The sequence below is a fragment of the Pseudomonas sp. NPDC089401 genome (assembly GCF_044749485.1).
Lineage (GTDB): Bacteria > Pseudomonadota > Gammaproteobacteria > Pseudomonadales > Pseudomonadaceae > Aquipseudomonas.
The window spans coordinates 268369-289291 of the sequence record NZ_JBIVIA010000001.1 but is presented as its reverse complement, the minus strand read 5'-3'; the positions used below and the strand labels follow the sequence as shown (position 1 = coordinate 289291).

Sequence of the window (20923 nt, the reverse complement as noted above, 5' to 3'; positions counted from 1 at the left end):
AACCTGCCGTTCACAGCGTTGCGTCTAAGCTGTCTGGGACGGCTCAAGCCCCTGGTTCCAAGGAGGACCGATTATGTTGCTGTTGTGGTTGGTAGTGCTGGTGATCGGCGCGGCATACCTCACGCACCGGCGCCTGGCGCCCTTGCAGATTCTCGGCATCCTGGCGGCCTACGTGCTGCTGATGGGCATCCTCAGCAGTGCCCCCGGCTGGCTGCTGACCCTGCTCTGGATCGTGCTTGCACTGAAGATTGCTCTGGTGGCGTTGCCGGACTGGCGCCGCAAAGTGTTCACCGGCCCGATATTCAAGTGGTTCCAGCGCACCCTGCCGCCGATGTCGCAAACCGAGCGCGAAGCCATCGATGCCGGTACCGTGTGGTGGGACGGCGAGCTGTTCAGTGGCCGCCCCGACTGGCGCACCCTGCTCAGCTACCCGGCACCGAAGCTGACCGACGAGGAACAGGCCTTTCTCGACGGGCCAACCGAGGCGCTCTGCGCCATGGTCAGCGACTGGCAGATCGGCCAGGACCTCGACTTGCCACCCGAAGCCTGGGCGCATATCAAGCAGAACGGCTTCTTCGCCCTGATCATCCCCAAGGAGTACGGTGGCAAAGGTTTCTCCGCCCATGCCCACTCCCAGGTGGCGATGAAGCTGGCCACGCGCAGTGGCGACCTGGCCTCCACGGTGATGGTGCCCAACTCCCTGGGCCCGGCGGAACTGCTGCTGCACTACGGCACCGAGCAACAACGCAACCACTACTTGCCCCGCCTGGCCCGCGGCGAGGACATCCCCTGCTTCGCCCTCACCGGCCCGCTGGCCGGCTCCGACGCGGGCGCCATGCCCGACACCGGAGTGGTCTGCAAGGGCCAATGGCAGGGTGAGGAAGTCATCGGCCTGCGCCTGAACTGGGAAAAGCGCTATATCACCCTGGGGCCCGTGGCGACCTTGCTCGGCCTTGCGTTCAAGGCCCACGACCCGGACCACCTGCTGGGCGAGGAAGAAGAACTGGGCATCAGCCTGGCGCTGATCCCGACCGACACCCCGGGCGTCGAGATCGGCAAGCGCCACCTGCCCCTGGGCGCCGCCTTCATGAACGGCCCCAACAGCGGCAAGGACGTGTTCATCCCGCTGGACTTCCTCATCGGTGGCCAGGCCATGCTTGGCAAGGGCTGGATGATGCTGATGAACTGCCTGTCGGTGGGCCGCTCGATTTCCCTGCCGGCCGTGGGTACCGGCGCGGCCAAGTACACCAGCCTGGTCACCGGCCAGTACGCCAGCATTCGCGAACAGTTCAACGTGCCGCTGGCGGCTTTCGAGGGTATCCAGGAGTCACTGGCGCGCATCGGCGGCAACGCCTGGCTGATGGACAGCGCCCGCCTGCTGACCGCCAAGGCCGTGGACCTGGGGGAAAAACCCTCGGTGCTGTCGGCGATCCTCAAGTACCACCTCACCGAGCGTGGCCGCGAATGCATCCAGCACGCCATGGACGTGCACGGCGGCAAAGGCATCATCCTCGGCCCGAACAACTACCTGGGGCGCAACTGGCAAGGTGCGCCGATCTTCATCACCGTCGAGGGCGCGAACATCCTCTCGCGCAACCTGATGATCTTCGGCCAGGGCGCCATCCGCTGCCACCCGTTCGTGCTCAAGGAAATGGCCCTGGCCGGGCACGAGGACCGCGAGCAGGCGCTGAAGGCATTCGACGAACTGCTGATGAAGCACATCCTGTTCGCCGCCGGCAACGCGGCGAGCACGCTGGTGTACAACCTGGGGCTGGGCCGTTTCGAGAATGTGCCAGGTGACGCCCTGAGCCAAGGCTACTTCCGCGCCCTCAACCGCCAGGCGGCCGCTTTCGCGCTACTGGCGGACGTGTCGATGATGCTGCTCGGTGGCGCGCTCAAACGCCGCGAGCGCCTGAGCGCACGGCTGGGCGATGTGCTGAGCCACCTGTACCTGTCCAGCGCCGCGCTCAAGCGCTACCACGACCTGGGCTCGCCGCACTACCTGCAACCGCTGCTGCGCTGGGCCATGGAAGAGAGCCTGGGCCAGGCGGAACACGCCCTTGACCGCCTGCTCGAGAACTTCCCCAACCGCTTTGTCGGCTGCGCACTGCGGGCACTGGTATTCCCCTTCGGGCGCCGCCATACCGGGCCGGGCGATGAGCTGGATGCCGAAGTGGCGGCGCTGATTGGCCGCAGCAAAGGCGACCCGGCACTGGAGGAGCTGCTTGCCGGCTGCTACAGGCCGCAGGCCGAGGGCGATCCGGTGGCAGCACTGCAACGGGCCAGCGACCTGCTGGACCAGGCCGCACCCTTGCACAAGGCGCTGCATCAGGCGATCAGGGAAGGCAAGCTCAACCCCGCACCCGGCCAGTCACCCATCGATGCCGCCGTCGAGGCCGGCGTGCTGCAACCAGGCGAGGGGCAGCGCCTGCATGCGGCGGAACAGGCGCGCCGGGCCGTGATCGACGTCGATGCCTTCGACAAGGAGCAACTGCTACCGGAACAGGGCAAGGTGCGCTGAACCTCGCCCGCCCCGGGGGCCGCTTTGCGGCCCCTTCCCCATCCCGCGTATACTCCGCGCCCGTTTCGACCACACCGAGGACCGCCCCATGGCCAACCCCCACCTGCAATACCACCTGCAACTGCTGAACCACCTGCGCACCATTCTGGTTGCCCTGGGTGAAGCGGATCAGGTACCGGAGGAAAGCCACGCCCTGTTCCTCGAACGCTTCGATGAACTGCTGACCCTGCTGCCGCAGGATCCGCTGGAAAGCCAGTACCTGGGCCAGGACCTGATCTGCCAGGTAATCCAGCGCTACCCACAGATCGCCCACCTGGTGCCGCGCGACCTGCTGTGGTTCTTCGCTGGCGATTGCCTGCACTTCATGCCTGACGAAGAGCTGGAGCTGTACCAGCAACTGGAAGAGCGCCGCTACCAGGCCGAACAGGAAGGCGAGCCGTTCGACTGGAACCTGGAAAAGCAGCTGCTGAGCGCCCAGCAAGGCCCGGCCAGCACGCACTGAGGCAACACACGGGCTGCGACGGATCACGCGCAGCCTGTGTATCGGTGGCCTTTTGCGCAGGCGAAAAAAAACGCCACCTCGTTAGAGATGGCGTTTTCTGATTTGGAGCGGGAAACGAGACTCGAACTCGCGACCCCGACCTTGGCAAGGTCGTGCTCTACCAACTGAGCTATTCCCGCAATTTGAAGCTTTACCGCTAATCGGCGTGAAGCGCCTTGACGACCCTCACCACCACTGCACCGTGCGAACGCCACAGTATTTAAACTGGAGCGGGAAACGAGACTCGAACTCGCGACCCCGACCTTGGCAAGGTCGTGCTCTACCAACTGAGCTATTCCCGCATTTGGCGTCCCCTAGGGGACTCGAACCCCTGTTACCGCCGTGAAAGGGCGGTGTCCTAGGCCACTAGACGAAGGGGACACACAACACTTTTCAGTGCACCAGGACCCGAACCTCACGATTCAGACTGGATTTCTATTTCCTGCCCCGCCGCTAGGCGTTGCCGGAGAATTTGGAGCGGGAAACGAGACTCGAACTCGCGACCCCGACCTTGGCAAGGTCGTGCTCTACCAACTGAGCTATTCCCGCAATTTGGCGTCCCCTAGGGGACTCGAACCCCTGTTACCGCCGTGAAAGGGCGGTGTCCTAGGCCACTAGACGAAGGGGACACGCTGCTGGCATCGCTGCCTGCTTTCACTCCCTGCTGCGTTTCGCTGTGTGCTTTACGCTGCAAGTGGCGCGCATTCTATGGATGCTTCGAACAGGCGTCAACCCCTTTGTAGAAATTTATTTAAATCAATGACTTCGAGCAATCTGACGGCACCCTCGACGGCGCGTCCAAGGATTGGCGTTGCTTTCCTGACGGTACCTCGGGCAAGCTCAGCGGCAATGTGCCAGCATTCAGCGGCATTGCAGTTAACGATAGAGTTGCCGATACAGAGGGGAGCCGGCCCTGCCCGCTCCTACACTATAGATAGATGCACCACTTCTTCATGAGGCGTTAACGGTGACACCACTTCTGATCACACTGCTCATCGTGGCGGGTATCGCGTTGCTGATCGTGATCGGCTACCTCAACAACGTGGTCGAGAACAGCAAGCTCGAGCGCGCACGCTTGAAGATCGACCTCGCCGACCGCGTGCGCCGCTGCGGCGAAATCACCGAGACCTTCCCCGGCCAGTTCATGACCCCGGCCCTCAAGCTGCTGTTGACCCGCCTGGAACTGAACCTCAACCAGCGCCAGCTGGCACTGGCCAAGCACAGCGCCGAGCTCAAGGCGCGCATTGCCGAACTCGAAGGCCAGGTCGCCCAGGGCGACGCCATAAAGGTGAACAACCCGCCAAGCCCGATCCAGACCGAGGCCAAGGCCAAGGACGTGCGCTTCCTGCTCGAAGCCCTGCACAGCCAGATCGTCAAGGCAACCCAGGAAAATGTCCTGCAGACTGCCGAGGGCAAGCACTGGGTCAAAGAGATTCGCCACATTCTTGTACTGCTGCACATCGAGTTCTTCAACAACCTGGGCCAGCAGGCCTTGCAGCAGGAGCAGCCCGGCCAGGCGCGTCTGGCCTTCGAGCGCGGCGTGCAGTACCTGCGCAAGCAGCCTGAGCCGAAGGTCTATGAAGAACAGCTGACGTATCTGGAGAAACTGCTGGCCCGGGCCAACGCCCAGGTGCTGGACAAGATGGAACCGGCGGAAGGCGAGCAGAACGAGCTGACCCAGGGGCTCAAGACCGACGAGGACGAGACCTGGAAGAAGCGGGTGATCTACGACTGATACTGAAACCTGGACTGACCTCTTCGCGGGCAAGCCCGCTCCCACAGGGATTGCACCCAGCCTGAGAGCGGCGCTGTACCTGTGGGAGCGGGCTTGCCCGCGAAGAGGCCGGCGCAGGCTTCAGCAGTCGGTCAATTCCAGGAAGATCGCGGCCAGCCTCTCCAGCCCCACCTGGTCCGCTTCACTGAAACGCGCAAGCTTCGGGCTGTCCAGGTCCAGCACGCCGATCAGCCTGCCCTCCTTCACCAACGGGATCACCAGCTCGCTGTTGGATGCGCTGTCACAGGCGATATGCCCCGGGAACGCATGCACGTCTTCCACCCGCTGGGTCTGCCGGGTGGCCGCCGCCGCGCCGCATACGCCCTTGCTGAACGGAATGCGCACGCAGGCCACCTGGCCCTGGAACGGGCCGAGCACCAGCTCTTCGTTGCGGTTGAGGTAGAACCCCGCCCAGTTCAGGTCGTCCACCTGGCTGTAGAGAAACGCCGAGAACTGCGCGGCATTGGCGATGAAGTCACGCTCGTCGGCGAACAGCGCCTGCACTTGCGCAGCCAGCAGGTGGTAGCCGTCGAGGCCGGCGCCACTGGCATTGAGATCGATCATGTTTACTTTTGCTCCAGCAATTGCAGCCCGACCCAGTAGCGGGCGAACTGATAGGCACAACGGCCATTACGGTTGCCGCGGCCGGTGGCCCAGCGCACGGCGAGAATTTCCAGGGCTTCGTCACGCTGCCAGGCCAGGCCCGCAGGGCGTGCCAGCTGGCCGATCCAGTGCTCGACCACGTCGAGGAAGTGTTCCTGGGTAAAGGGGTAGAACGACAGCCACAGGCCGAAACGGTCGGACAAGGCGATCTTGTCTTCCACCGCCTCGTTGGGGTGCAGCTCGCCATCGACCATCTTCCAGTTTTCGTTGTCGCTCTGTTTCTCCGGCACCAGGTGGCGACGGTTGGAGGTGGCGTACAGCAACACGTTGTCCGGCGCCTGCTCCAGCGAGCCATCGAGCACGCTCTTGAGTACCCGGTAGTCGCCCTCCCCGGCTTCGAACGACAGGTCGTCGCAGAACAGGATGAAGCGTTGTGGCAGCTTCTGCAGCTGTTCGACGACGCGCGGCAGGTCGGCCAGGTGGTCGCGTTCGATCTCGATCAGGCGCAGGCCGGCACCGGCATGTTCGGCCAGCAGCGCCCGCACCAGCGAGGATTTACCGGTGCCACGCGAGCCCCACAGCAAGGCGTGGTTGGCCGGCATGCCATTGATGAACTGGTGGGTGTTGCGGCCCAGTTGCTCACGCTGTTTATCGACGCCGATCAAGTCGGACAGGCGGATGTCCAGGCTGACTTCCAGCGGCATCAGGTAACCGGTGCGACCGTCGCGCTGCCAGCGCGCGGCCAGGGTAGTGTTCCAGTCGATGTCCGGGCGTGGCGCCGGCAACAGCGGTTCGAGACGCGCCAGCACCGATTCGGCGCGTTCCAGAAAAGCATTCAAGCGAGCGTCCATGACGACTCCTGCAAAATTCAGATTCTAGGCTGCTGTGGCGGCCTCTTCGCGGCTGAAGCCGCTCCCACAGGAATCGCACACCTCCTGTAGGAGCGGCTTCAGCCGCGAAGAGGCCGCCACAGATAATTGAGCAATCAAGGCTGAATGTGTGACAGGCCCGCCAGCAGCCGGGGCTGATCGGCTATGCTTGCGCAGCGCAAGGGACGTGAAACCGGCTCGGGACTCATGGATATCAAGTTCACCAATCGCCTGTCATACAAGCAAGCCCGGTTGACAGTCCTGGTCGGCTTCATCCTGGGAACATTGCTCAGTCTCATCCAGATCGGCATCGATTATGCCAGCGAAGACGCATCCATCAACCGCGAACTGCAGGCGTTGCTGCAAATCAGCCACAATCCGGCCTCGCGCATCGCCTACAACATCGACTCGGAGCTGGCGCTGGAGTTGACCCGGGGCCTGTTGCAGTCGCCGGCGATCATCCGTGCCCGGCTGATCGACAACAACGAAACCGTGCTGGCCGATGTCGGGCGCCCGCGCCTCGAAGACCGCTACCGCCCCCTGAGCGACTTCCTGTTCGGCGAGCAGCGCCAGTTCAAGGAACGCCTGTTCCTCACCCACATGCCCGAGGAATACCTCGGCACCCTGTACCTGGACGTCGACACCTTCGCCTTCGGCAGCCGCTTCCTCGACCGCGCCGGGGTCACCCTGCTCAACGGCTTCGCCCGCAGCCTGGTCCTCACCGGCATCCTCCTGGCCCTGTTCCACATGCTCCTGACCAAGCCGCTGGTAACCGTGATCAGCGCGCTCACCGGCCGCGACCCACGCCAGCCCGGGCAAACCCGGGTGGACTGCCCGCCCGGCCACGAACTCGATGAAATCGGCGTGCTGGTCAAGGTCGCCAACCAGCAGTTCGTCAGCATGGCCACCGAGATCCAGCAGCGGCGCACCGCGGAAAACCGCCTGACCCAGTACCTCAACGAGCTGGAAGACATCGTTTCGGCGCGCACCGAGGAACTCAAGGCCAGCAACAGCAGCCTCAGCCAGTCCAACCAGGAGCTCGACGAAGCGCGCCAGCGCGCCCTGGAGATGGCCCAGGCGCGCGCGGCGTTCCTGGCCAACATGAGCCACGAGATCCGTACCCCGCTCAACGGCATGCTCGGCATGATCGCCCTGGCTCTGGACAGCCCGCTGGCCGGCGAGCCGCGCCAGCAACTGGCGATCGCCCACGACTCGGGCAAGGTGCTGGTCGAGCTGCTCAACGACATCCTCGACCTGTCCAAGTTCGACGCCGGGCAGCTGGAGCTGGAGCGCATCCCCTTCGACCTCGGCGCCATGGTCGAGGACACCGCCAACCTGCTGTCGCAGAACGCTGCCCAAGGGGTCGAGCTGACCTGCCTGATCGCCGACGATTTCCCCAGTTCGGTGCTGGGCGACCCGACCCGGGTCCGCCAGGTCATCAGCAACCTGCTGTCCAACGCCCTCAAGTTCACCCGTTTCGGCCGCGTCGACCTGCGCCTGTGCACCATCGTCGGCGGCGTGCGCCTGGAAGTACGCGACACCGGCATCGGCATCCCTGAGGATGCCCAGGCGCGGATTTTCCAGCCGTTCACCCAAGCGGGCGCCGGCATCACCCGCCAGTATGGCGGCACCGGCCTGGGCCTGGCCCTGACCCGCAACCTGTGCAAGGCCATGCAGGGCCGCCTGCATATCCAGTCCGAGCCGGGGTTCGGCAGCCGCTTCAGCGCCGACCTGCCGCTGACCACCCACACCGAGGCCGTCGCGCCCGCGCCGCTGCGTGGCCGGGTGGCGGCCCTGAGCAATGCCGGCAGCGGCCTGAGCGAGCTGCTGCAGGGCCTGCTGCCGGGCTGGGGGCTGGACTACCAGCGCCATGATGCCCCCGCTGCACTGGACGACACGGCGATCGACCTGCTGATCACCGACGACCTGGAGCACCTGCTACAGCTGCGCCCGGCGTTCAAGGCAGCGATCCTGCTGGTGACCGCCTACGGCAACTTCCTGCCCAGCGAGCAGTCGGCGCAACTGGCGCCGCTGCACCAGCTGGCTCGCCCGCTGGCACGCAACGCCCTGTACCAGACCTTGCGCCGCACCCTGCAAGGCCTGGCCCCGGAGCACCCGCTGGCGACCCCGGCGCTGATCGCCGCCGAAGGCCGCGCGCGCATCTTGCTGGTGGAGGACAATGCGGTGAACCAGCTGGTAGCCAAGGGCATGCTGGCCAAGCTCGGCTGCCAGGTGCAGCTCGCCACCCAGGGCGTCGAGGCCCTGGAGTGGCTGGAAAAGCAAGACTTCGACCTGGTGCTGATGGACTGCAACATGCCGGTGATGGATGGCTACGAGGCGAGCCGACGCATCCGCCAGAGCGGGCGCTGGCCGGAGCTGCCGATCGTCGCCCTGACCGCCAACGCCATGCCCGAGGAGCGCGAGCGCTGCCGCGCTGCGGGCATGAACGACTACCTGGCCAAGCCGTTCCGCCGCGAGGAACTGCTGGCGCTGATCGATCACTGGGTGCCGCTCAGCGGCTGAGCAGGCGCTCGATGTCGGCCTCAAGCGCCTGGGGCTTGGTGGTCGGGGCAAAACGCGTGACCTTGCCGCTGGCCGGGTCGACCAGGAACTTGGTGAAGTTCCATTTGATCTTCTGCGAGCCGAGCAAGCCCGGGGCGCGCTGCTTGAGCTCGACGAACAGCGGGTGGGCACCCGGGCCGTTCACCTCGACCTTGCGAAACAGCGGAAAGCTCACGCCGAAATTGACCTCGCAAAACTGCGCGATCTCCCGGGCATCGCCTGGCTCCTGCTTGCCGAACTGGTTGCAGGGAAAGCCCAGCACCACCAGGCCGCGCTCGCGGTAGGCCTGCCACAACTTTTCCAGGCCCTTGTACTGCGGGGTAAAGCCGCACTGGCTGGCCGTGTTGACCACCAGCAGCGCCTTGCCGGCGAAATCGCCGAGCTTTCTCTGCTCGCCGCCCAGGGTCACACAGGGGATGTCCAGCATCGATCCAGCCATGGTCAGGCTCCGTCGCGGGGTTTGAAATCCAGGCACACCGAGTTGATGCAGTAGCGCAGGCCGGTCGGCGGTGGGCCGTCGGGGAACACGTGGCCCAGGTGGGCATCACACTGGGCGCAGGTGACTTCGGTGCGGATCATGCCGTGGGAGGTGTCGCGAATCTCGACCATCGCGCTCTCCTCGATCGGTGCGTAGAAGCTCGGCCAGCCGCAGCCGGAATCGAACTTGGTCTGCGCGTCGAACAGCGCCAGGTCGCAGCAGATGCAGTGGTACACCCCGGCACGACGCTCGCTGTTGTACTTGCCGCTGAACGGCCGCTCGGTGCCCTTGAGGCGGCACACCTGATACTGGGCGGGGTCGAGCATCGCGCGCCATTCTTCAAGTGTCTTGTCGATCTTTTGCATGTGGGGACCTCGGCAGGCTGAATTTCACCTCGCGCCGTCTTTTCCGTAACGCGGGTGGCACGTATATTAGTTGGCTTCGTGTGCAAGGCCTCCAGTCTGGCACCCGCTTCCTGCCCTTTCAAACCTTTCGAGCGTTTCGAAGAGGGCCGCAGTGCGTATTCTCAATCGGGATCCCATCATGCAGTTCAGCAAATCGAACAAGCTCGCCAATGTCTGCTATGACATTCGCGGCCCAGTGCTCAAGCACGCCAAACGCCTGGAAGAGGAAGGCCACCGCATCCTCAAGCTGAACATCGGCAACCCGGCGCCGTTTGGCTTCGAGGCGCCGGACGAAATCCTCCAGGATGTGATCCGCAACCTGCCGACCGCCCAGGGCTACAGCGACTCCAAGGGCCTGTTCAGCGCGCGCAAGGCGGTGATGCAGTACTGCCAGCAGAAGGAGATCGAAGGCGTCACCATCGAGGACATCTACCTCGGCAACGGTGTCTCCGAGCTGATCGTCATGTCGATGCAGGCGCTGCTCAACAACGGCGACGAAGTGCTGATCCCGGCCCCCGACTACCCACTGTGGACCGCCGCAGTGAGCCTGGCCGGCGGCAAGCCGGTGCACTACCTGTGCGACGAGCAGGCCGACTGGTTCCCGGACCTGGAAGACATCAAGGCCAAGATCACCCCGAACACCAAGGCCCTGGTGATCATCAACCCGAACAACCCGACTGGCGCGGTGTACTCCAAGGAACTGCTGCTGGGCATGCTGGAACTGGCGCGCCAGCACAACCTGGTGGTGTTCTCCGACGAGATCTACGACAAGATCCTCTACGACGAAGCCGTGCACATCAGCACCGCCTCGCTGGCCCCGGACCTGCTGTGCCTGACCTTCAACGGGCTGTCCAAGTCCTACCGCGTGGCGGGCTTCCGCTCCGGCTGGCTGATCATCTCCGGGCCCAAGCATCACGCCCAGAGCTACATCGAAGGCATCGACATGCTGGCCAACATGCGCCTGTGCGCCAACGTGCCGGCCCAGCATGCCATCCAGACCGCCCTGGGCGGCTACCAGAGCATCAACGACCTGGTGCTGCCGCCAGGCCGGCTGCTGGAGCAGCGCAACCGCACCTACGAGCTGCTCAACGCCATCCCCGGCGTGAGCTGCGTGAAGCCGATGGGCGCGCTGTATGCGTTCCCGCGGATCGACCCGAAGGTATGCCCGATCCTCAACGACGAGAAGTTCGCCCTCGACCTGCTGCTGTCGGAAAAGCTGCTGATCGTCCAAGGCACCGCCTTCAACTGGCCGTGGCCGGACCACTTCCGCGTGGTGACCTTGCCGCGGGTGGATGACCTGGAAGCTGCGATTGGCCGCATCGGCAATTTCCTGCGCACCTATTCGCAGTAAGTGACGGCCCTTTCGCGGGCTTGCCCGCGAAAGGGCTGCTAAGCAGCCCACCGCAACCCCGCAGGATGTTTCTTACATCCTGCAACGCTCTGCTCCAAGGCCTCCGCGCCATCCTCTGCCATACTCCGCCGTACACAGTTTGAAATAGTCGCCCGATTGAATCGGCGCGGCAGGCGCCTTATATACCCCGCAGTACGCAACAACCCATCCGTCAGGAGAACGTAACAACCATGATGCGCATTCTGTTGTTTGTAGCCACCAACCTCGCGGTGGTGCTGGTTGCAAGCATTACCTTGAGCCTGTTCGGCTTCAACGGGTTCATGGCCGCCAACGGGGTTGACCTCAACCTCAGCAGCCTGCTGGTCTTCTGCGCCGTGTTCGGCTTCGCCGGCTCCCTCGTCTCGCTGCTCATCTCCAAGTGGATGGCGAAGATGAGCACCGGCACCCAGATCATCACCCAGCCGCGCACCCGCCACGAGCAGTGGCTGCTGCAGACGGTCGAGGAGCTGTCCCGCGAAGCCGGCATCAAGATGCCCGAAGTGGGTATCTTCCCGGCCTACGAGGCCAACGCCTTCGCCACCGGCTGGAACCGCAACGACGCGCTGGTGGCCGTTTCCCAGGGCCTGCTGGAGCGTTTCTCGCCCGATGAAGTGCGCGCCGTGCTGGCCCACGAGATCGGCCACGTGGCCAATGGCGACATGGTCACCCTGGCCCTGGTGCAGGGCGTGGTGAACACCTTCGTGATGTTCTTCGCGCGCATCATCGGCAACTTCGTCGACAAGGTGATCTTCAAGAACGAAGAAGGCCAGGGCATCGCCTACTACGTGGCGACCATCGTCGCCGAGCTGATCCTGGGCATCCTCGCCAGCATGATCGTCATGTGGTTCTCGCGCCGCCGCGAGTACCGCGCCGACGAAGCCGGCGCCCAGCTGGCCGGCACCGCGGCGATGATCGGCGCCCTGCAGCGCCTGCGGGTGGAGCAAGGCCTGCCGGTGCACATGCCCGACACCATGAAGGCGTTCGGCATCAATGGCGGCCTCAAGCATGGCCTGGCCGGCCTGCTGATGAGCCACCCGCCGCTGGAAGACCGCATCGAGGCCCTGCGCCGCCGCGGCTGATCCATCTGCGAAAGAAAAAGGCGACTTCAGGTCGCCCTTTTTTGTATGCCTGCTCCGGCCTCTTCGCGGGTAAACCCGCTCCCACAGGGACCGCACCCATTTCGAATACTGCACTATACCTGTGGGAGCGGGTTTACCCGCGAAGAGGCCAGCACAGCAGACACTTCACTCAGAACGCTACGCGGTATACCCGCTCCAGCACGCTGGCCACGCCGGCCTGAAGGAATTTCGGGCTCTCTTCGATCACTTCCCGTTCATCCAGCACCTGTACCTTGCCCCCCGCATACCCCTGGCGCACTTCGGCATCCGGCACCGAGAACGGCGGCCCGTCGAGCAGTTGCTGATCGTAATCCATGGTCAGCAGCAACCCCTGGCACCCCACCGGCAGCACCTGCGAAAGATGCGCCATGTAGCGCGCCCGCATCGGCGGTGGCAAGGCAATCGCGGCAGCCCGGTCGTAAAGCCCCGCGCAGTCGGCAACATCCTCTGCGCGCAAGGCAAAGAAATCACCGCACCAGACCTCCACCCCGACACTGCGCCAGACCTCGAATGCGCCCTGCTGCGACACCTGCGCCTCAAGCCCCTGCTCGTGGAAAAAGTCCTCGACCGCCCGCCGCGACAGTTCCACACCCAGCACCCGGTGCCCCTGCCCTGCCAGCCAGGCCATGTCCAGGCTCTTGCCGCACAGCGGCACCAGCACGCGACTGCCCTCGACCAGCGCCAACCTAGGCCAGTGGGTCAGCAGAAACGGGTTGACGTCGGTGCGGTGAAAGCCGATCTGGTTATCGGCCCAACGCTTTTGCCAAAAAGCAGCTTCCATGTTCACTCCAGGTTTTTAGATGGATCAAGGGTAAAACTTGGTTTGGATTTCGATCTGTACTTGATCGAAGATGATGACATCTTAATCCTCAGGACCCCCATCATGCTGCCCAGCCTGTTCATTTCCCATGGTTCCCCCATGCTTGCCCTGCAACCCGGCGCCAGCGGGCCGGCGCTGGCCGGGCTGGCCCGGGCGCTGCCACGGCCGAAGGCGATCGTGGTGGTGTCGGCGCACTGGGAAAGCCATGAGCTGCTGGTGAGCGCCAGCGCACACCCCGAAACCTGGCACGACTTCCATGGCTTCCCAGCGGCGCTGTATGCCGTGAACTATCCCGCACCCGGCGAGCCCATGCTGGCTACCCAGGTGGCTGAGCGGCTGAACGCCGCCGGCCTGCCCGCCCGCCTGGATGCCCAGCGGCCATTCGACCACGGCGCCTGGGTGCCGCTGTCGTTGATGTACCCGGATGCGGTCATTCCGGTGATTCAGGTGTCCCTGCCCAGCCAGCATGGGCCGGCATTACAGGTCAAGGTCGGCCAGGCACTGGCCGGCTTGCGCAACGAAGATATCTTGCTGATTGGCTCGGGCAGCATCACCCACAACCTGGGCGAGCTGGACTGGCATGCCGGGCCGGACGTGATCGAACCTTGGGCGCTGGCGTTCAGGGACTGGGTGGTGGAGCGGCTCGAGGCGGGCGACCAGGGGGCGTTGCTGGACTACCGCAAACAGGCGCCGTTTGCGGTGCGCAACCACCCCAGTGATGAGCATCTGCTGCCGTTGTTCTTTGCCTTGGGGGCTGGGGAGCGGTTTGCCGTGGTGCATCAGGGGTTTACCCTGGGGGCGCTGGGGATGGACATTTATCGGTTCGACTGACGAATGCCGGGGGCGCTTTGCGCCCCTTTCGCGACACAAGGCCGCTCCTACAAGGGACCGCGCGCCCTGTAGGAGCGGCCTCGTGTCGCGAAAGGGCTGCGCAGCAGCCCCAAAATGGCACAGCCAAAAAAAATCCCCGACCTAAGCCGGGGATTTTTTCATTGCATCAAGATCAATCTTCGCGATAACGACGCAGCTTCAGCTGCTTGCCGGCAACGCGAGTGTCCTTGAGCTTGGTCAGCAGACGCTCCAGGCCATCTTCCGGCAGCTCGATCAGGCTGAAGCTGTCGCGTACCTGGATGCGGCCGATGGCGTCACGGGCCAGGCCACCTTCGTTGAGGATCGCACCCAGCAGGTTCTTGGCGGCGATGCCATCACGGGCACCCAGGGCGGTACGGCAACGCACGCGGCCTTCGGCCAGCGGCATTGGCGCGCGACGCTCGCGGTCGGCACCACGCTCACCACGGTCGCTGCGCTCACCACGCTCGGTGCGCTCGCCACGCGGGGCGAAGCTCGGCACCAGCGGCTGCTCGCGCTCGACGCTTGCCAGGTCCAGCGCCTGGCCGTTGGTGGCCTTGCGCAGCAGGGCCGAGGCCAGGGCGCGGGCACTGCAACCCAGGTCGGTGGTCAGGCGGTCGAACAGCTCGCCGTGGGTCGCTTCCGCTTCGGCAACCAGCGGCGCCAGGCTGTTGGTCAGCTTCTTGATGCGGGCGTCCAGCACAGCCTGGGCGTTCGGCAGGCGGGCTTCGGCAACCTTCTGCCCGGTCACACGCTCGATCACCTGCAGCATGCGGCGCTCACGCGGGGTGACCAGCAGCAGCGCGCGGCCATCGCGACCGGCACGACCGGTACGGCCGATACGGTGCACGTAGGACTCCGGGTCGTACGGCATGTCGACGTTGAACACGTGGGTGATGCGCGGTACGTCCAGACCACGGGCAGCGACGTCGGTGGCGACGACGATGTCCAGGCGGCCATCCTTCAGCGAGTCGATCACGCGCTCACGCTGGTTCTGGGCGATGTCACCGTTCAGCGCGGCAGCCTTGTAGCCCTTGGCTTCCAGGGCGGCGGCCAGGTCCAGGGTGGCTTGCTTGGTACGCACGAAGGCGATCAGCGCGTCGAATTCCTCGACTTCCAGCAGACGCAGCACGGCCGGGATCTTCTGGTCGGCATGGACCATCAGGTGGGCCTGGTCGATCGCGGTGACGGTCTGGGTCTTGCTCTGGATCTTGACGTGCTTGGGCTCGCGCAGGTGACGTTCGGCGATCGAGCGGATCGACGACGGCAGGGTAGCGGAGAACAGCACGGTCTGGCGGCTGGCCGGGATGGCGTCGAAGATCACTTCGAGGTCGTCCATGAAGCCCAGCTTGAGCATTTCGTCGGCTTCGTCCAGTACCAGGTACTGCACGGTCGACAGGACTTTCTCGTCACGACGCAGGTGGTCGCACAGGCGGCCCGGGGTAGCGACGACGATTTGCGCACCGTTGCGGATGGCACGCAGCTGTGGGCCCATCGGGGCACCACCGTAGACGGCCACTACATTCACGCCTGGCATCTGCTTGGCGTAGGTTTCGAAAGCGGTAGCGACTTGCAGCGCCAACTCACGGGTTGGCGCCAGGATCAGGGCTTGCGGTTCGCGCTTGCTCACATCGATCTTGTTCAGGATCGGCAGGGCGAAGGCAGCGGTCTTGCCGGTGCCAGTCTGCGCCTGGCCGATCATGTCGTGACCGGCGAGGATGATCGGGATCGATTGTTGCTGAATGGCCGACGGCTCTTCGTAGCCGGTAGCCAGAACGGCAGCAACAATGTTCGGATTGAGATCGAGAGCGGCGAAGCCGCCGGTTTCCTGGGTCATGGGTCTGCCTCTAAGTGCATCCGCAAAGACCCATGCTGCAAAGCTGCACATGCCTTGAAAGACCGGAACGGTCACCCAGGCAGCTTTGTCGGCGGGGATTTGCGAAAACGATTGAAAAAGAATACGTGGGAAGGTCCGCCTAGCGGACGTGCAGCCGAAGCTGGACTCGGAGGATTTGCACCACCTGATTTTGCGGTCCGCTAAAAGACCGGCGCGTACTATACCCGAAATAATAGTTGGGAGTGAGTAAATTTTTCTGGCCGGTTAGCCAGTATCGAGCTATCACGTGGTGGCGGCTGAATCGTTTTTCTTCTGAGGCTTCGTGCTGGCCTCTTCGCGGGTAAACCCGCTCCCACAGGTAAAGCGCAAGCCTCACGGGCAGCGCGGTCCCTGTAGGAGCGGGTTCACCCGCGAAGCAGGCGACGCGGTCTTCAAGTCGCCGGCCGGATCTCGCGGATCAATCCCTCCAGGCTATACCCCAACCGCGGCGCCAGGGCCTCGGCGCGCGCGCGCAAACCGTCAAGTTCCAGCGTCTGCTCCAGGTCCGCCGGCACCAGCAGGATCACATTGCCCTCCTTCACCGGCAGTTCCCAGTAATGCCGGTGGTACAACCCACGCAACAGCGCCGCGCCCAGCGGTTTGCCGTCGTCGGTGGCCCACTGGTTGATCACCAGCCAGCCGCCAGGGTTGAGCTGCTGCTGGCAGTTCTCGAGGAACTTCCACGCCAGGTGGCCGACACCCGGCCCGTGGTCGGTATACAGGTCGACGAACAGCAGGTCGGCCTTCTCCGCCGTGGGCAGCAGCTCCAGGGCGTCCCCCACGCGCACATACAGCCGCGGGTCGTCGTCCAGCCCCAGGTACTGCATGGCCAGGCGCGGCACGTCCGGGCGCAGCTCGATGGCTTCGATGTCCTCCAGCGGCAGGAACTTCATGCACGCCTGGGTCAGGGTGCCTGCACCAAGGCCAAGAAACAGCGCGCTCTCCGGCTGCGCATGGCACAACGCGCCGACCAGCATGGCGCGGGTGTAGTCGTACTCCAGCCAGCTGGGGTCGGCGGTGAACACGCAGCTCTGCTCGATGGCATCGCCGAATTCGAGGAAGCGGTAGTCCTCGACCTCGTACACGCTGATCACGCCGAAGGCATCCTCGACCCGGGCCAACAGCTTCTCTTCCCGCTCCGTCGTCATCTACCTGCCACTCGCCCGCGCAAAAACGCGCATTGTCCGCCAACGCCCCGGATGCAACAAGCTCGGCGCCGCTGTTACCATGGCAGGCAGCCTATAACAGACAAGATCGAGCCCGTGATGAACCGACCGTGGAGCCCCGACAGCTGGCGTGCCCTGCCGATCCAGCAGCAACCGACCTACCCCGACGCCGCGCACCTGCTCAAGGTCGAGCAGACCCTGGCCAGCTACCCGCCGCTGGTGTTCGCCGGCGAGGCCCGCGAGCTGCGCCGGCAGTTCGCCGAGGTCACCGAAGGCCGTGCCTTCCTGCTCCAGGGCGGCGACTGCGCCGAAAGCTTCGCCGAGTTCTCGGCGGCGAAGATCCGCGACACCTTCAAGGTGCTGCTGCAGATGGCCATCGTCATGACCTTCGCCGCCGGCTGCCCGGTGGTCAAGGTCGGGCGCATGGCCGGGCAGTTCGCCAAGCCGCGCTCGGCCAACGACGAGACCATCGGCAACGTCACCCTGCCGGCCTACCGCGGCGACATCGTCAACGGCATCGGCTTCGACGAGAAGAGCCGCGTGCCGGACCCCGAACGCCTGCTGCAGGCCTACCACCAGGCCACCGCCAGCCTCAACCTGCTGCGCGCCTTCGCCCAGGGCGGTTTCGCCGACCTGCACCAGGTGCACAAGTGGAACCTGGACTTCATCGCCAACTCGGCGCTGGCCGACAAGTACCACCAACTGGCCAACCGCATCGACGAAACCCTGGCGTTCATGCGCGCCTGCGGCCTGGACAACGCGCCGCAACTGCGCGAAACCAGCTTCTTCACCGCCCACGAGGCGCTGTTGCTCAACTATGAAGAAGCCTTCGTGCGCCAGGACAGCCTGACCGGCGACTACTACGACTGTTCGGCGCACATGCTGTGGATCGGCGACCGCACCCGCCAGCTCGACGGCGCCCACGTCGAGTTCCTGCGCGGCGTGCACAACCCGATCGGGGTCAAGGTCGGCCCGAGCATGGACCCCGAGGAGCTGATCCGCCTGATCGACACGCTCAACCCGGCCAACGACCCGGGCCGCCTGAACCTGATCGTGCGCATGGGCGCCGGCAAGGTCGGTGCCCATATGCCGGGGCTGATCCGCGCCGTCGAGCGCGAGGGGCGCAAGGTGCTGTGGAGCTCGGACCCGATGCACGGCAACACCATCAAGGCCAGCAGCGGCTACAAGACCCGCGACTTCGCGCAGATCCTCGACGAGGTGAAGCAGTTCTTCCAGGTGCACCAGGCCGAGGGCAGCCATGCCGGCGGCATCCATATCGAGATGACCGGGCAGAACGTCACCGAATGCATCGGCGGGGCCCGGCCGATCACCGAGGATGCCCTGTCGGATCGCTACCACACCCACTGCGACCCGCGGATGAACGCCGACCAGTCGCTGGAACTGGCCTTCCTGATCGCCGAAACCCTCAAGCAGGTGCGGCGCTGAGCAAGGCCTGACGCAACCGGCTGCCCTCGGCGCGGGGGCAGTTCGCCTGCACCCGCTCCAGGCCCAGCCATCTGGCCAGGCGCAGCAGCGTGACAGCCAGGGCCTGGTAGCCCTCCTCGTCCAACGGTATCGACTCCCCGTGCACGGCGTGCACCGCCAATTGCCCCTGGGCGCGCTCGGCACGCAGGTCGAGGCGGGCGGCGATGCGTTCGCGGTTGAGAAACGGCAGCACGTAGTAGCCATAGACCCGCTTGTGCGCCGGGGTGTAGATCTCCAGGCGGTAGCGGAAATCGAACAGCCGTTCGGTACGGTTGCGCTCCCAGACCAGCGAATCGAAGGGTGACAACAGTGCGCTGGCCTCGATGCGCCGGGGGATGCGCGGGGCTCCGGCGCTGTAGGCGAGCTGTTTCCAGCCTTGCACCTCGACCGGCTGCAGGCGGCCGTCGGCCACCAGTTCAGCCAGCGCCGCCCTGCCCTGGCCGGGCTCCAGGCGGAAATAGTCGCGCAGGTCGCGCTCGGTGGCCACGCCCAGGGCGGCGGCGGCGTGCAGCATCAAGTCCTGATGAGCTTCAGCCTCGGTGGGCACGGCTTGCTCAAGGATCGCCTTGGGCAGGACTTTTTCCGGCACATCGTAGAGCCGCTCGAAGCCGCGCCGCCCCGCGACTGTCAGCTCACCGGCAGCAAACAGCCATTCCAGTGCGTGCTTCTCTTCGCTCCAGTCCCACCAAGGGCCGGCCCGTTCCTGACGGGTGGACAGGCTGCCGGCGCCCAGGGCGCCCTGCTCACGGACGGCGGCCAGTACACGGGCGATCACCGCCTGGCGCTCGCGGCCGAACTGGGCGAGCTGGCGATAGATGCCACGGCCCTCGGCGGCATGGGCCATGCGCCAGCGCATCAGCGGGTAAAGGTCGAGGGGGAGCAATGAAGCTTCGTGGCCCCAGTATTCGAACAGTTGGCGCTGGCGGCCTTGGCCCCAGGCGAGTTGGTCGAGCATGGCCGTTGGATAGTCGCCCAGGCGGGAGAACAGCGGCAGGTAGTGGGAGCGGACCAGGGCGTTGACCGAGTCGATCTGCAGCACACCCAGGCGTTGCAGCATGCGCTTGAGTGCGGGAAGGGTCGCAGCACAACCCGTCGGCTTGCCGAACCCCTGGGCAGAAAGGGCCAGGCGCCGGGCCTGATTGATGGACAACTTGAGCGGCAAGCCTGATCTCCTTGTGGTGTCTGTTACGGCCCTTTCGCGGGTAAACCCGCTCCCACAGGGATCGCGCAATGTCGGAGATTGTGGTGATCCCTGTGGGAGCGGGTTTACCCGCGAAGAGGCCCTTACAGGTTTAGCCTATTTACGCAGCGGGTCATCCCAGAATGGCCGCTCGGCTTCTTGCAGGATATCCGCCCGGCTCAACCCCAGGTCGTGCAGGGTCGCATCACTCAGGCTGGCCAGCTCGCGGCGCTGGCGGTACAGCTGCAGCCAGCGCGCCGGGCGCTGCAGGGCTGCGTGCCACAGGTGGTTCAGGGCAAAGGCAGGTTGCGGGATGCTGCTGACATGACCTTTCATCGTGAAGCCCTCCGTGTTGATGGCTCCAGTCTCTGCCCAGGCTTAAGATCAATCCAACGAATGTTTCTGATGCCATGCATCTCGGAGATTGATGCAATGACCCAGTACCAGAGCCTCGATGCCGACGTGCTGCGAACCTTCGTCGCCATCGCCGAACAGGGCGGCTTCACCCGCGCCGGGGAAGTGGTCAACCGCACCCAGTCGGCGGTCAGCATGCAGATGAAACGCCTGGAGGAAGACATCCTGCAGCGCCAGCTGTTCGAGCGTGACGGGCGCCAGGTCAGGCTCACCGCCGAGGGCCAGGTGCTGCTCGGCTATGCCCGGCGCATCCTCAAGCTGCATGGCGAGGTGTTCAACACCCTGCGCATGCCGCACATGGTCGGCGTGGTGCGCATCGGCACGCCGGACGACTACGCCATGCGCTTCCTGCCGGCCATCCTGTCGAGCTTTGCCCAGGCCTACCCGCTGATCCAGGTGGAAGTACACTGCGACTCGTCCAAGCAGCTGATGCTGCGCCAGGACCTGGACCTGACCATCATCACCCGCGAGCCGGGCAACGAGATCGGCCAGCTGCTGCGCCAGGAACGCCTGGTGTGGGCCGCGGCCGAAGGGTTTTGCCCGCAGGAGCAGCGGCCCATGCCAGTGGCGCTGTTCAACACCGACTGCTTCTGCCGCGCGTGGACCTGCAATGCCCTGGAGAGCCAGGGCATCGACTACCGCATCGCCTACACCAGCCCCAGCCTGGCGGCGATCTTCGCCATCGTCACCGCCGGGCTGGCGGTGACCGCGCAGTTGCAGAGCCTGATCGGCGGCAACATCCGCATCCTGGGGGAAAGCGATGGCCTGCCGCAGTTGCCGGTGGCCAACGTGATGCTGGTGCGCAACAGCCAGACCCAGTCGCCGATCACCGACTGCATGGCCGACTACATCGTCGAAGGCTTCCTGTGAGCC

At 64.8% G+C, this 20923-nt stretch carries 17 protein-coding genes, 5 tRNA genes and 1 pseudogene; 9 read left to right on the top strand and 14 right to left on the bottom strand.

Translation table 11 applies throughout. The annotated features are described in order from the left end of the window. Positions 1-73 precede the first annotated feature (73 nt). Together ACIP21_RS01365 and ACIP21_RS01360 are read left to right on the top strand one after the other, a co-directional pair. Entirely contained in the window at positions 74-2521 is a 2448-nt protein-coding gene (locus ACIP21_RS01365) for an acyl-CoA dehydrogenase (protein ID WP_400683094.1), read from the top strand. Positions 2522-2609: 88 nt separating this feature from the next. Beyond that, the gene (locus ACIP21_RS01360; protein ID WP_400683091.1) at positions 2610-3023 is read left to right on the top strand and encodes a PA2817 family protein; all 414 of its coding nucleotides are present in this window, start codon (positions 2610-2612) and stop codon (positions 3021-3023) included. A gap of 103 nt (positions 3024-3126) precedes the next feature. Here the strand turns inward: ACIP21_RS01360 and ACIP21_RS01355 are convergent. The 5 genes from ACIP21_RS01355 to ACIP21_RS01335 all read right to left on the bottom strand — a co-directional run bounded on the left by ACIP21_RS01355 (position 3127) and on the right by ACIP21_RS01335 (position 3691). Further along, positions 3127-3202 (bottom strand) — tRNA-Gly (locus ACIP21_RS01355). A gap of 86 nt (positions 3203-3288) precedes the next feature. Continuing rightward, positions 3289-3364: transfer RNA gene (locus ACIP21_RS01350), tRNA-Gly, on the bottom strand. A gap of 3 nt (positions 3365-3367) precedes the next feature. Beyond that, positions 3368-3443 (bottom strand) — tRNA-Glu (locus ACIP21_RS01345). Positions 3444-3535: 92 nt separating this feature from the next. Further along, positions 3536-3611 (bottom strand) — tRNA-Gly (locus ACIP21_RS01340). A gap of 4 nt (positions 3612-3615) precedes the next feature. Further along, positions 3616-3691, bottom strand: a tRNA-Glu gene (locus tag ACIP21_RS01335). 338 nt (positions 3692-4029) lie between these two features. Between ACIP21_RS01335 and ACIP21_RS01330 the strand changes: the two genes are divergently transcribed. Then, positions 4030-4797, top strand: a complete 768-nt coding sequence (locus ACIP21_RS01330) for a hypothetical protein (RefSeq protein ID WP_400683088.1) — start codon at positions 4030-4032, stop codon at positions 4795-4797. A 120-nt stretch (positions 4798-4917) separates the two neighbouring features. Here ACIP21_RS01330 and ACIP21_RS01325 read toward each other — a convergent pair whose 3' ends face one another. Continuing rightward, entirely contained in the window at positions 4918-5400 is a 483-nt protein-coding gene (locus tag ACIP21_RS01325) for a GAF domain-containing protein (protein ID WP_400683086.1), read from the bottom strand. 2 nt (positions 5401-5402) lie between these two features. Beyond that, the gene (locus ACIP21_RS01320; RefSeq protein ID WP_400683083.1) at positions 5403-6290 is read right to left on the bottom strand and encodes an ATP-binding protein; all 888 of its coding nucleotides are present in this window, start codon (positions 6288-6290) and stop codon (positions 5403-5405) included. A 183-nt stretch (positions 6291-6473) separates the two neighbouring features. Between ACIP21_RS01320 and ACIP21_RS01315 the strand changes: the two genes are divergently transcribed. Beyond that, entirely contained in the window at positions 6474-8831 is a 2358-nt protein-coding gene (locus ACIP21_RS01315) for a response regulator (protein ID WP_400683080.1), read from the top strand. Here ACIP21_RS01315 and ACIP21_RS01310 read toward each other — a convergent pair. Both ACIP21_RS01310 and msrB read right to left on the bottom strand, forming a co-directional pair. After that, positions 8821-9309, bottom strand: coding sequence for a glutathione peroxidase (locus tag ACIP21_RS01310; protein ID WP_400683077.1), 489 nt, complete (start codon positions 9307-9309; stop codon positions 8821-8823). The genes ACIP21_RS01315 and ACIP21_RS01310 overlap by 11 nt on opposite strands. Positions 9310-9311: 2 nt before the next feature. Continuing rightward, positions 9312-9713, bottom strand: coding sequence for a peptide-methionine (R)-S-oxide reductase MsrB (gene msrB / locus ACIP21_RS01305; RefSeq protein WP_400683075.1), 402 nt, complete (start codon positions 9711-9713; stop codon positions 9312-9314). Positions 9714-9891: 178 nt separating this feature from the next. Here msrB and ACIP21_RS01300 point away from each other — a divergent pair, with 178 nt between their 5' ends. Continuing rightward, a complete protein-coding gene (locus ACIP21_RS01300; RefSeq protein ID WP_400683073.1) occupies positions 9892-11103 on the top strand; it encodes a pyridoxal phosphate-dependent aminotransferase in 1212 nt (403 codons plus the stop codon). A 230-nt stretch (positions 11104-11333) separates the two neighbouring features. Next, positions 11334-12221: a protease HtpX gene (gene htpX / locus ACIP21_RS01295; RefSeq protein ID WP_400683071.1), complete on the top strand. Its 888-nt coding sequence runs from the start codon at positions 11334-11336 to the stop codon at positions 12219-12221. A gap of 169 nt (positions 12222-12390) precedes the next feature. Here the strand turns inward: htpX and ACIP21_RS01290 are convergent, their stop codons facing one another. Then, positions 12391-13041, bottom strand: coding sequence for a thiopurine S-methyltransferase (locus ACIP21_RS01290; RefSeq protein WP_400683069.1), 651 nt, complete (start codon positions 13039-13041; stop codon positions 12391-12393). A gap of 102 nt (positions 13042-13143) precedes the next feature. On the opposite strand from ACIP21_RS01290, the gene ACIP21_RS01285 reads away from it, so the two are divergent. Further along, entirely contained in the window at positions 13144-13911 is a 768-nt protein-coding gene (locus tag ACIP21_RS01285; protein WP_400683067.1) for a DODA-type extradiol aromatic ring-opening family dioxygenase, read from the top strand. A 172-nt stretch (positions 13912-14083) separates the two neighbouring features. Here ACIP21_RS01285 and ACIP21_RS01280 read toward each other — a convergent pair. Next, positions 14084-15800 (bottom strand): annotated as a pseudogene (locus ACIP21_RS01280) (DEAD/DEAH box helicase). Between the two features lie 397 nt (positions 15801-16197). Further along, entirely contained in the window at positions 16198-16953 is a 756-nt protein-coding gene (locus ACIP21_RS01275) for a spermidine synthase (RefSeq protein ID WP_400683064.1), read from the bottom strand. Between the two features lie 117 nt (positions 16954-17070). Between ACIP21_RS01275 and ACIP21_RS01270 the strand changes: the two genes are divergently transcribed. Next, the gene (locus tag ACIP21_RS01270) at positions 17071-18417 is read left to right on the top strand and encodes a class II 3-deoxy-7-phosphoheptulonate synthase (RefSeq protein ID WP_400683062.1); all 1347 of its coding nucleotides are present in this window, start codon (positions 17071-17073) and stop codon (positions 18415-18417) included. On the opposite strand, the gene ACIP21_RS01265 is transcribed toward ACIP21_RS01270, so the two are convergent. Both ACIP21_RS01265 and ACIP21_RS01260 read right to left on the bottom strand, forming a co-directional pair. Beyond that, the gene (locus tag ACIP21_RS01265; protein ID WP_400683060.1) at positions 18398-19618 is read right to left on the bottom strand and encodes a winged helix-turn-helix domain-containing protein; all 1221 of its coding nucleotides are present in this window, start codon (positions 19616-19618) and stop codon (positions 18398-18400) included. The two genes, ACIP21_RS01270 and ACIP21_RS01265, sit on opposite strands and share 20 nt — an antisense overlap. Positions 19619-19753: 135 nt before the next feature. Continuing rightward, positions 19754-19972 (bottom strand): DUF1127 domain-containing protein, encoded by a 219-nt coding sequence (locus tag ACIP21_RS01260; RefSeq protein WP_400683057.1) that lies wholly within the window; start codon positions 19970-19972, stop codon positions 19754-19756. Between the two features lie 96 nt (positions 19973-20068). Between ACIP21_RS01260 and ACIP21_RS01255 the strand changes: the two genes are divergently transcribed. Continuing rightward, positions 20069-20920: a LysR substrate-binding domain-containing protein gene (locus tag ACIP21_RS01255; RefSeq protein ID WP_400683055.1), complete on the top strand. Its 852-nt coding sequence runs from the start codon at positions 20069-20071 to the stop codon at positions 20918-20920. The last annotated feature ends 3 nt before the right edge of the window (positions 20921-20923 follow it).